Below are 12,174 nucleotides of genomic sequence, written 5' to 3'. Positions count from 1 at the left end.
ATGAACCATTCTAATTGACAGCAAGGAAGTTGATAAAGGATAATAACTTTCCCATTCATTTTGTAAACGAACTAGTTCGATAGTAGATTTTTTATAAACTTGATAATTTTATACTCTAATTAAAAGAACATAAATAAGAATACCTGCTTCTTAATTGAGAATCTCCTTGCTGCCTCTCTTGCTTGCTTTATTTCTAAAGGTAAAACCCCTACCTGTAAGAGCTCTCTCACAATGAATTAAATAAGCATCCTTTCACTAAATCTCCTTTTATTTATAATTATTTTAAATAAATAGTAGTTTTTAATTGATAATATTATAAAAAATAAATATAATAGGTTTATCATACGAAAAAGGTGGTATAAATAATGTCCAAAAAATTAACAACTAGTTGGGGAGCTCCTGTAGGAGATAACCAGAATTCCATCACAGCTGGAAGACGCGGACCAACTTTAATTCAAGACGTACATTTATTAGAAAAATTAGCTCATTTTAACAGAGAACGTGTACCTGAGCGTGTAGTACATGCAAAAGGCGGCGGAGCACATGGTTATTTCGAGGTTACAAAGAATTTAACTGAATATACAAAAGCTGCTTTCTTATCTGAAGTTGGCAAAAAAACTCCTTTGTTCATTCGTTTCTCTACAGTTGCAGGTGAACTTGGTTCTGCTGATACATTACGTGATCCTCGTGGATTTGCAGTAAAACTTTATACTGAAGAAGGTAACTACGATATCGTTGGTAACAATACTCCTGTCTTCTTTATCCGTGATGCAATCAAATTCCCTGATTTCATACATACACAAAAAAGAGATCCAAAAACACATTTGAAAAACCCTAATGCTGTTTGGGATTTCTGGTCACTTTCACCAGAATCTTTACATCAAATAACGATTCTTATGTCTGATCGTGGTATTCCTGCTACTTGGCGTCATATGCACGGATTTGGTAGCCACACGTTCAAATGGACGAATGCTGAAGGTAAATCCGTATGGGTTAAATACCACTGGAAAACAGAACAAGGGGTAAAAAATCTATCTACTGATTTGGCTGCTGAGCTTGCGGGTACAAATCCAGACTACCATATCGAAGACTTACACAATGCAATTGAAGCTGGCGATTATCCTGCATGGAAATTATGCGTACAAATCATGCCGCTTGAAGATGCCAACACATATCGTTTCGATCCATTCGATGTAACAAAAGTTTGGTCTCAAAAAGACTATCCTTTAATCGAAGTTGGCCGCATGGTATTAGACAGAAATCCAGAAAACTATTTTGCAGAAGTAGAACAAGCTACATTCTCTCCTGGTAATTTTGTTCCTGGTATTGATGTATCACCGGATAAATTGTTGCAAGGTCGTTTATTCGCTTATGCAGATGCTCACCGTTACCGTGTGGGAGCAAACCATAATCACTTACCAGTCAACCGTCCTAAAGTTGAAGTAAATAACTATCAACGTGACGGCCAAATGAACCCAAGTATAAATGGCGGTTCTTCTGTCTACTACGAGCCAAACAGCTTCGGAGGTCCACAAGAATCTCCTGAAGATCAACAAGCAACATTTGAAGTGGAAGGCTATGCTGCAAGCACCTCTTATGATAATGATGATTTCTACACTCAAGCTGGTGATCTTTACAGATTGTTAAGCAGTGAAGAACGCGCTAACCTGGTTAACAACATCGTTGGATCTATGCAAGGTGTGACTGTACCTGAAATTATCGAACGTCAAATCCAGCATTTCTACAAAGCTGATCCTGAATACGGAACACTTGTAGCTGCAGGACTTGGTTTAACAGTAACTGAAGAAGTTTAATAGAATAATTTAATCGTATTTTACGTTCTCAATTAAGTTTAAGGTACTGCTATACGCAGTACCTTTTTTAAATAAAGACACAATTTCCCCTTCTCCTCCAAGTTTTTAAGTAGTATTTTTTAGCCAAGTAAGGACTCGAATAAAATGAAACGGCTCAAATAAACTAATCAAAAAAAGCATGATAAAAAAAGACCAGAGTGACAGAGATTTCAATCCCCTTCTTTCTGACTTAGAAATTGCTACAAAGCTAAAAATCACTCCAACGAAACCAAGTAATAATTCCTAAAATTATCAAGAACATCGACCATGCACTAAACCTCTTCACCATTACACCTCCAACTATAACTCCAACACCATCTGCAATAATCTTACAAAACATTTCAAACTGATCTTGATATAACGAGGTTACCGATTCAATTAATTAACAAATAAACATTATCCTTGCCGGGTTCAAAATATACTTATTTTCTATAAATTTGAATGTATCACTCGCTGTGAGTATTCATTCTTAAAAAACTATCCAGAGTTCCTATATAATGAATAAAAGACAGATATGGGAGGAAATTTTATGAAACACATGATATGGCCGGAGAGAAAAATAATAAATGATGAGATACCGACCCTTACGCCTTACCTTGTTAGAGAAGGAAAGAATAGTGGAGGAATCATCGTCTGCCCTGGAGGTGGATATCAAAGGAGAGCTGAGCATGAGGGGGTACCTGTTGCAAGATGGCTCAATTCTCTTGGCATAAACGCTTTTGTGCTCGATTACCGGGTTTCTCCGGCTAAACACCCTGCACCGCTTGCAGATGCTCAACGTGCCATCCGCTTTATCCGCTATTATGCAAAAGAATGGAATATAGATAAAGAGAGAATTGGTATTCTTGGTTTTTCGGCTGGCGGCCATCTAGCAGCAAGTCTCTCGAATCTGTCTGATTATCCAGCCTATGAGAATAGGGATGTGATTGATGAAGAATCATCTAAGCCTGACATTTCCATTCTTTGCTACCCGGTCATATCCATGATTGAATATACACACGAAGGATCTGTTACCTCCCTGCTTGGTGAAGGAGTTACTGATAAGGACCTATATCTTCTCTCCCATCAAAGAAATGTCAGTAAAGAAACACCCCCAACCTTCCTATGGCATACGGCGGATGACAAAGCAGTTCCAGTCGAGAATAGTATTATGTATGCACAGGCGCTGAGCAAGGCACAGATTCCTTATGAATTGCATATTTTTCAGCAAGGAAGACACGGACTTGGTCTTTCCAAAGAGGATCAAGATGTAGCTCAATGGACAAATGTGTGCGCCGGTTGGCTGCGAAAACAGGGTTACGGAACTTTTTAAAAGTAAGAATTGATTAGGAAGGGTGATTAACCCCGACCTCTCACACCAATGTACTTAGTTAGCCCCTTGTATGCAGTTCGTGTTCCTTGGGGGAGATTTGCCTCCGACTTCCTTCAGATTCCGCTTCGCCACGGACACCCCTGTAGGGCGCACCCACAAGAAAACGATAGGAACCGTCCTATCGTTTTTTCTTTGATTTGATTGATCGCATTTATAAAGTGACGCCGGTTTTAAAAATCGCAATTTCTCTAAAATCATTTTTCTCGTTATTGACCAGTTCTCCACTTGCAACTTTAATAATATACTCCGTAAAATCCTGTAAAACGACATCTGGCTCCTCTTCCAGAAGCACTCCGGCATTATAATCAATCCAATGTGGCTTATTTTCATAAATAGCAGTATTGGAGGAAATTTTCATCGTAGGAACAAAGGATCCAAATGGTGTACCGCGCCCTGTCGTAAATAATACCATCTGACAACCTGCAGAAGCCAAGGCTGAAGAGGCTACGAGATCATTTCCGGGTGCACTTAATAGATTTAGACCCTTATGCTCTAATCTTTCCCCGTATTTCAGAACATCAACTATAGTGGAGGTACCAGCTTTTTGCGTACAGCCAAGTGACTTATCTTCTAATGTAGTAATCCCTCCATCCTTGTTTCCGGGAGATGGATTTTCATAGACTGGCTGTTTATTTTCCATAAAATATTCTTTGAATTCATTAATTAATCCTACCGTTTTTTCAAACACTTCCGAATTCTGAGCTCGCTCCATTAAAATAGTTTCTGCACCGAACATTTCAGGTACTTCTGTTAGAACCGTGGTCCCTCCTTGAGCTACTAGGAAATCTGAGAATCTTCCTAAGAGAGGATTAGCAGTAATACCAGATAATCCATCAGACCCTCCGCATTTTAATCCAATTTTCAACTCTGATAACGGTACCTCTTCACGCTTGTCGCCTTTGGCTTTCTCATAAATCTCTTTTAGTATTTGCACACCTGCTTCAATTTCATCCGAGACTTCCTGCGAATTAAGAAACTTGACACGACCTTCGTCAAACTCTCCCAGACTTTCCTTGAATTCATATAAATTATTATTTTCGCAGCCTAATCCCAAAACTAAAACACCACCAGCATTAGGATGTAACACAGCATCCATTAAAATTTTTCTTGTATTCTCATGGTCGTCTCCTAACTGAGAGCAACCAAAATTATGTTTCAATACGAGAATATTTTCGAATGGGCTTATATCCCCTACTTCTTTTTCAAAAAGCTTAATCATTCTTTCCGCAATCCCATTGACACAACCTACCGTTGGCACAATCCAGAGCTCATTACGGATACCGACGTCTCCATTTTTTCTTCTATAGCCCTTGAAGGTTAAGTTTTGCTGTTTATAGGGATTAGAGGTGAGTTTTTGGTTGAACTGATACTCTTGAATCCCTTCCAGATTCGTTTTCGTATTGTGCGTATGGACATGTTCACCAACGGACACCCCCTTGATAGCATGCCCGATCGGATAACCATACTTCACGATATTTGCATTAATAGCAATGTCTTCGACTGCAATCTTATGTCCCCTTTTAATACTTTCCTTTACCTCGATTTCTTTCCCTTGAACAACAATCTTATAACCAGCCTCTATATCCTTTAACGCGACAATCACATTATCATTTTCATTTAGGTGAATGATATCTAACATTGTCTTTCCCCCTTATTTTGCTGTCTTTTGTTCAAAAACGGCCTCAATTGCCTGCTTCATACCTTTTGTTTCAATTTCAAAAAGATCCATTGTAACAGCAGTTGTTAAACCTGGTATCTCGTTTAAATCCATCTCCCAATTCTCTTCATACCCCAGTACATTGGTAACAATTGCGTTAGTACTCTCCAATGTTCCATTAAAGTGGCCCCATTGCTCCTTATATAGATCTAATATATCTTGATTATCAGATAACTTGATTTCCTCTTCTCCTCTTTTTCCTTTATAAAATGAAATCAATGCAGCAAGAGAGAATATTAGTTTTCTAGGCAAATCCCGCTTACGATTGTAGTATTCCAGTAAAGTTGGCAAGTCTCTGGTATTAAATTTTGACATTGAATTAAGCGATATACTTAATAAGAAATGCTGAATAAATGGATTTTGGAATCGTTCTAGAACAGCATCGGCAAAAGAGTGCAATTCTTCTAACGGTAGATCCAATGTTGGAATGATTTCATCATAAATCAGTTCTTTTACAAATTGACCAACCACATCATGCTCAACTGTTTCAGCTACCGTATTTAATCCATATAGATAGGCAACTGGTGTCAGTGCTGTATGAGCCCCATTTAATATACGTACCTTTCTTGTTCTGTAAGGTGTCATATCCTCGACAAACAATGTATTTAAACCAACCTTATGCACTGGGAATTCCTCACGAATCCATTCTGGACCTTCTATCACCCACAAATGGTACTGCTCCCCAACCACAACCAGATCATCTTGATATCCAAGCTCTTTCGTAATCTCATCAATACTATCTCGTGGATATCCTGGAACAATTCGATCCACAAGACTCCCGCAAAAAGTATTTGCCTTATCAATCCACTGAACAAAGCCTTCTTCAAGCTTCCAAAGTGCAGCATATTGAAGCACCAATTCTTTTAACTTTTCTCCGTTCCGCTCAATTAGCTCACATGGGATGATAATAAACCCTTTTTCTTTGTCCCCATTGAACGTTTGATAGCGGTGATATAAGAAAGCAGTTAACTTACCTGGGAAACTACTTTGTGGTCGGTCCTCTAATCGATCTTTTTCATTAAATGCAATCCCAGCTTCGGTTGTATTCGAAAAGATAAAGCGCATTTCAGGGTTTTCAGCTAGTTTTAAATACTCGTCATACTGTGTATAAAGGTTTAAGCCTCTGCTGACAGAGCTGATAATTGAATGCTCCTTCACAGCCTTTCCTTCTTTTACACCTTGTAAATAAAGCGTGTACAAGCCATCTTGATCATTTACTTTTTCTACCATGTCTTGGCCGCGCGGTTGAACCACGACTACACTTCCATTAAAATCAGTGTTCCTATTCAATAGATCGATCTGCCAATCAACAAATGCTCTCAGGAAATTTCCCTCCCCAAATTGCAGAATCTTTTCGGGATATAGGTTGGCTTCCTTTACTAAATTTCTTGATAACTTTTCCACGGGGTCACTCCTCCCATTTATGCACACGTTAACATTTTATGAAAATATGTTACTAGTCAAATGACTAGTAACGGCTAGGTTGATTTAAAAGGGGAAACCGAACGTCTGATGACAAGTTCCGTTTCGACATAAATCTTCCCACCTGGCAATTCCGTATTTTCATCCATCTCCAACATTTCTAACATCTTTTTTGCTCCCAGTGAACTAATTTTTTCAATCGGCCGTTTCACGGTTGTAAGAGATGGGTTCGTATACTGGGCAAATTCGATATCATCAAAGCCAACAATCGAGATATCCTTTGGCACCGTCAATCCTTTTGCAAAAGCCGCATTCATTGCACCAATGGCCATATCATCATTTGAACAAAAAATGGCTGTCGGAGGGCGTTCCAATGTGAGTAACTTTTCCAAAGCTAGATAACCACTTTCCATATCATAGTTTCCTTGAATAATATATTCATTTTTAATTGGAATATGATGATCACTTAGTGCATTCAAATATCCTTCTCTTCGCTCCATTGATGATTTAAATCCTTTAATCCCTTCAACTATAGCAATGTCCCGGTGTCCCTGTTGAATCAAATACTTAACGATTTGTGAGGAACCTTCCCGGTCATTTGATACAATGTTCAAAAGAGTGGAATCTCCTATATCCCGTCCCAAAACCACACAAGGAATCTTTTTTTCTTTTAAATAGGCAATAAAATCATCATCATGATCACTTTGGCTCATTAGTATAATACCGTCAAACCGTTTATGATGAATCGTAGTATAATCATCAAGATTTTCAATGCCTTTAACAAATAGATTATAATGTTGAGTAATTACAGAATTTACTCCTTTTACAGTTTCTACAAAAAAACTTGAAGAAGTACCATTTGTAAGACTTGTCAGGAAAAGCCCAATCGTATAGGACTTCTGCTTTACAAGACTTTTGGCGTTATAGTTTGGAGTATAGTTCAGCTGAGATGCAATCTCGATTATTTTCTTTTTTGTACCTGGTTTAATTAAGGGGCTGTCATTAAGTGCCCTTGATACAGTTGTATGAGAAACATTTGCTATTTTTGCGATATCTTTAATGGTAACCATTGATTCCGTCCTTCTTAATATCAGTCCTTCAATCCATCATATCAAAAAAACTAGAATTTAATAGTCCCCGGCTGATATCCCCACTTTTTCAAATTGAAAATACTCCGTCGCATTGTTATAGGAAATCCCTTGAATAATATCCCCTAAGAATTCTATGTCATTTGGTACTTCCCCATTTTCAACCCAATCAGCAATCAATGAACAAACAAGTCTTCTGAAATATTCATGTCTGGTATAAGAAAGAAAGCTTCTTGAATCTGTCAGCATACCGATAAAACGCGTAAATAACCCTAAATTGGCGAGTGACTTCATTTGTTCTAACATACCTGTTTTATTATCGTTAAACCACCATGCTGTTCCAAATTGAATTTTCCCAGGAACTCCTCCGCCTTGGAAGCTGCCTATGATCGCCGCAATAACATCATTGTCTTTCGCATTTAACGAATAAATAATCGTCTTAGGCAGACCACTCTCCAACTCGATTGCATTCAATAAACGGACTAAAGGTTTAGCAACTTGATCATCATTGATAGAATCATATCCAGTATCAGGGCCAAGGGTATTGAGCATTTTCGTGTTATTATTTCTTAACGCATTAATATGGAACTGCATCGCCCAATCTAGTTCAGAATATAACCCACCTAAAAATTTCAGCGTATATGTTTTATATTTCTTTTCATCTTCACTTGAAACTTTCTTGCCTTGCAAAGCCTCTTCAAAAATATGAATGACTTCCTCTTTTGTCGTTTCAGCAAACACCATCGAATCAATGGCATGGTCAGATACTCTTCCGCCTATAGAATGGAAAAAGCGAACTCTTGACTCCATGGCTTGTAAAAAGGCATCGTAGGAAGTGATTTTTACATTAGATATCTCCTGAAGTTTATCCACCCAATCTAGGTACCCTTCGCGATTAATCTCGAGTCCCTTATCTGGACGAAAACTTGGCAATACTTGAACATCAAAGTCATCCTCTTCTTGCAATTTCAAATGATATTCGAGAGAATCAATAGGATCATCAGTCGTACAAATAACCCGAACATTGGATTTTTTGATGAAATCTCTTGCACAATAACCTGGGCTATTTAAAAGAACATTCACCTTTTCCCAGATTTCCGGAGCACTATCTTCGTTCAACAAATCGCCGATTCCAAAAAATCTTTGTAATTCCAGGTGTGTCCAGTTATATAATGGATTACCTATTGTCATAGGAACAGTTCTTGCCCAGGCCAGAAATTTTTCATAATCAGTTGCATCTCCAGTAATATACTTTTCCTCGATTCCGTTGCTTCTCATGGCACGCCATTTGTAATGATCACCGTATAACCAAATCTCTGTAATAGTTCTAAAACGTTTGTTTTCATATATTTCCTTTGGACTTAGGTGACAATGGTAATCGATAATTGGCATATCTTTTGCAAAATCATGGTATAAGCGAATCGCTGTTTCATTATTTAACAGGAAATCTTCATCCATAAATTTCTTCATAATAGCACCAGCTTTCTATTATAGGTTGGGCATTCAAAATGAACTAACTACCACGTTTAATCTAATCTCCCACTTTTGCACACGTTAACATTTTTAGAAAACAAACACATACAATTTAGCAAATATATAGAATAAAGTGCATGATTACTAACTTTCCATACTATACTTTTAACTAACAAACATTGGTATTCTACCTTTAATGTTAAATTATTCTAGTTCTGATTACAAGATATATAGATCATTAATTTCAAAAAATAAGCGCTTTCAATTTATCATTATGAATTATTGTAAGAGAACAACCTCCATACGTATCTCAGCATTTATTAAGGAGCCGCAATCATCTTAGAAGTATTTCTTACAGCCTTTCTTTAACCAATTATGAACTTTAGCACTTTCACATCATTCTTAGCTTGTGAATGAGTTCCTGACTTCTGAACATATCTAATAATCTACTGTTTAATCTACAAGTAGTTTGTATTTCTCGTCCTCTTCTACAAAAGGTAAATGATTACTCTGTTCAACCGATGCCATATTGGCATTTGGTATTAAATCTGCTGCTTTTTTGGCTAACCCCTACTTTCTGCCCTCGAGGCTCGGGACCTTATCCCTAAAGCTTACACCACTGCCGAGCGCACCCAAAAAGGCATGAGTATCATTTAATAACCATGCCTCTCAGTATTTTTATACATAATTCTTTATTAGATATTCCCTAAGTGGAAGGCCTAACTCTTCTATTCCTTCTGCCACAAGCTCTGCCATTTTTTCTGCCCCATATGAACTGAAATGAGTATCATCTGTAGGATTTGATGGATTAGTCAACGCGTACCAAGCAAACAACTTCTTCGTTTCTTCAGCACCAAAGGTTTCGTAAAGAGACTTTGTTTTTTCATATAAATCAATAACAGGTACCATTAAGTGATCACCCAACTGACGCACAGCATCTGGGTAACTTCCAAGTGAATTAACGAAATTTCCATCTTCATCAAAGGTTCTTCGATTGATCGATGTTAGTAGTACAGGGATCGCTCCTTTCTCTTTAGCACCCTCTACAAAGACTGATAAATACTCCTGATAAGTCGTGAAGGGATCGGTGGCTCTTTCCTCTTCAGCCTTTTGGTCGTTATGGCCGAATTGGATAAACAAATAATCACCAGGCATGATTCTATTTAGTATCAAATTTAGATGACCTTCATTGATAAAACTTTTTGAACTGCGTCCACCGCGGGCTTCATTAATAATTAGAACACCATCGATAAAGAACGGATCTAAAAATTCACCCCACCCCCGTTTATTCCCTTGGTCAGCTTTGACTTCTTCCATAGTAGAATCTCCTGCCAGGAATATGTGAACCCCCGCTTTTTCTAACTTTCCGAGTGTCGGCCAATTCTGAAGAGACCCAAAAATCGTTTCAATTTTATAATTTTCAGCTTCTTCCTTGGGTAGTATATGCACCCAGGGCGTCCTCTTGTCCATGTCCGCTCCAGGACCATGGTTGTCATACTCTGCGTAATAGGCATTCTCTCTGGCTAATGGCTTATCCCAATCATGCCAACCAGTTTCTTTTATATGCTCATCCATCCAGCAACGGAGAAAGACAGTCTTGGCATAATCCCTCCATGGACGACCTAAATAAACGCTCCTGGGCTTGGCATCACTGGTTAAAAAACAATCAAAAAAAACATATCCATAAGCCTCTTCATACGGAGTAGAGGCAGCTGTAATATACCCGTTTATTTCCTTGTTTCGATTCAAGCTGTGGATTTCACAACTTTTAAATACAGACGTTGCCGAACCAAATATAAAATCGATATCCCCTTCAATGTAGCAATGAGAAAAATAGCTCCTACCTGCTCTTTTTTCCTCTTCATCTCTTGGACCTCCAAATCGGCTTGTTTCAATTGGCTTTGGCGGCAACGGTCCCGTAAATAACGTATCCTGACTTCCAAGGAATGAGCAATGGTGAAATTCTACCCTATCGGCATCAACATAGGCAGCAATCGCCTGTCCAACAATACTCCCGCTTCCCGCACTATTTTCAAACGTAATATTCTTTGCATAAAATCCATCACCAGTAATAATGGTACTATATGACCAAAATGTACCCATATTCTCACCGTTCGGAAACTCCTTTTTGGCATAGTCATCATATACAATTTTCACTTTGTTCCGATGAGTACCAACAAATGAGATATTTGGTTTATGAATTTCAAGCTTTTCCTTATAAATACCATCCTTAATATAGATGGTGATTCTCTCCTGATTTGTACTCGTAATACTGTCAATGGCTTCCTGAATGGTTGTAAAAGAGCCAGTACCATCCTTTGCAACAATCATACAAATCAACACCCTATAAATGATTTTTTAAAAACATAAGGACATCTTCTCGCATTCCGCTTGTTTCAATATGGCCGCACATGTAGCGAATCATTTTCCAGTATTCGGAAAATCCTGCCTTATCATACACTGATTTTAATTCGTCGTCGATAATATCCAGACCTGCAAGCGGGGTCAGCTTATCATCCGTACCAACCAGACTAAGATGATGGCGAGGTGCAATCAAACTCTGTATTTCCGATGTCTGGAAATACTTTAATAGACCTGGCACATAAGAATAAAAACCATGATGATCAAGACCTCTGCAAGCGATTAATGTATTCGCCTCAACCTGGGCAGCGATATCAATGCAGATTCGTATTCGCGTATCCAAAGCAGCAAGCCACCATGACATCAATCCACCCATGGACATGCCAAGTGTGGCTATTCTCGAAGAATCGACATCCTCTCTTTCAACCAAATAATCAAGCCCACGAAGGCTATCATAAACCATTCTCCCCCACAAAACTTCACCCTTCCAGATCATTTCCTTAAACAATTCACTTTCCGTTTTCCCTTTCCTTTCTCCAAATCCAATCATGTCCATACATAAAACACCATATCCCAGATCCGTCAGTGCTTTAGCATAAGATTCTGATTGAAGATAGGTACTACTATGAAGCAACTCTGTTTTTCCAATATGATAATTACCTCCGTGAGAATGGTTGAACATTACAACTGGCATTTTCCCTGATACATTACGGGACCGAGCAAAATAAGCCGGTATTACTTCATTTATCCAAATAACTTCGACCATATAATTTTCTACGGCTAGTTCTTTTACTTTTCGACAAGATAATGTATTGCTACGCTCAGGCAAATCTCCTAGTAAGGAATATAGAAGCGCTCTTCTATCACCCTGCAATGTCTCATTCATTT

At 38.2% G+C, this 12,174-nt stretch carries 8 protein-coding genes and 1 pseudogene; 2 read left to right on the top strand and 7 right to left on the bottom strand.

Annotated elements, in window-relative coordinates:
• Positions 1–362: 362 nt before the first annotated feature.
• Together katA and F7984_RS08230 are read left to right on the top strand one after the other, a co-directional pair.
• Complete coding sequence (katA, locus tag F7984_RS08235; protein WP_139063775.1) at positions 363–1,814, top strand: catalase KatA; 1,452 nt, start codon at positions 363–365, stop codon at positions 1,812–1,814.
• A 568-nt stretch (positions 1,815–2,382) separates the two neighbouring features.
• Positions 2,383–3,165 (top strand): alpha/beta hydrolase, encoded by a 783-nt coding sequence (locus F7984_RS08230; protein ID WP_140461361.1) that lies wholly within the window; start codon positions 2,383–2,385, stop codon positions 3,163–3,165.
• A gap of 211 nt (positions 3,166–3,376) precedes the next feature.
• On the opposite strand, the gene F7984_RS08225 is transcribed toward F7984_RS08230, so the two are convergent.
• From F7984_RS08225 to F7984_RS08200, 7 genes and pseudogenes are all read right to left on the bottom strand, one after another.
• A complete protein-coding gene (locus tag F7984_RS08225; protein ID WP_140461360.1) occupies positions 3,377–4,864 on the bottom strand; it encodes a UxaA family hydrolase in 1,488 nt (495 codons plus the stop codon).
• A gap of 12 nt (positions 4,865–4,876) precedes the next feature.
• Positions 4,877–6,346, bottom strand: coding sequence for a tagaturonate reductase (locus F7984_RS08220; RefSeq protein ID WP_140461359.1), 1,470 nt, complete (start codon positions 6,344–6,346; stop codon positions 4,877–4,879).
• 74 nt (positions 6,347–6,420) lie between these two features.
• On the bottom strand, positions 6,421–7,434 hold the full coding sequence (locus F7984_RS08215) for a LacI family DNA-binding transcriptional regulator (protein ID WP_066099720.1): 1,014 nt from the start codon (positions 7,432–7,434) through the stop codon (positions 6,421–6,423).
• A 57-nt stretch (positions 7,435–7,491) separates the two neighbouring features.
• Positions 7,492–8,922, bottom strand: a complete 1,431-nt coding sequence (gene uxaC, locus F7984_RS08210) for a glucuronate isomerase (protein ID WP_140461358.1) — start codon at positions 8,920–8,922, stop codon at positions 7,492–7,494.
• Between the two features lie 681 nt (positions 8,923–9,603).
• Positions 9,604–10,326, bottom strand: coding sequence for a rhamnogalacturonan acetylesterase (locus F7984_RS19345; RefSeq protein WP_258188198.1), 723 nt, complete (start codon positions 10,324–10,326; stop codon positions 9,604–9,606).
• Positions 10,327–10,341: 15 nt separating this feature from the next.
• Positions 10,342–11,256, bottom strand: a pseudogene (locus F7984_RS19340) (pectinesterase family protein); the annotation flags it as partial.
• A 13-nt stretch (positions 11,257–11,269) separates the two neighbouring features.
• Positions 11,270–12,172 carry a dienelactone hydrolase family protein gene (locus F7984_RS08200; RefSeq protein WP_140461357.1) on the bottom strand — a complete coding sequence of 301 codons (903 nt, stop codon included), beginning with the start codon at positions 12,170–12,172 and terminating at the stop codon, positions 11,270–11,272.
• Between the last annotated feature and the right edge of the window lie 2 nt (positions 12,173–12,174).

Source organism: Pradoshia sp. D12 (assembly GCF_008935075.1).
Taxonomy (GTDB): Bacteria; Bacillota; Bacilli; order Bacillales; family Pradoshiaceae; genus Pradoshia.
Note: the sequence above shows the minus strand (reverse complement) of the source record. Positions and strands in the feature narration are given on the sequence as shown.

Excerpts from the sequence above, each read along its gene's own strand:
- F7984_RS08230 (WP_140461361.1), top strand. The coding sequence starts at position 2,383 with ATGAAACACATGATATGGCCGGAGAGAAAAATAATAAATGATGAGATA.
- F7984_RS08225 (WP_140461360.1), bottom strand. The coding sequence starts at position 4,864 with ATGTTAGATATCATTCACCTAAATGAAAATGATAATGTGATTGTCGCG.
- F7984_RS08215 (WP_066099720.1), bottom strand. The coding sequence starts at position 7,434 with ATGGTTACCATTAAAGATATCGCAAAAATAGCAAATGTTTCTCATACA.
- uxaC (WP_140461358.1), bottom strand. The coding sequence starts at position 8,922 with ATGAAGAAATTTATGGATGAAGATTTCCTGTTAAATAATGAAACAGCG.
- F7984_RS08200 (WP_140461357.1), bottom strand. The coding sequence starts at position 12,172 with ATGAATGAGACATTGCAGGGTGATAGAAGAGCGCTTCTATATTCCTTA.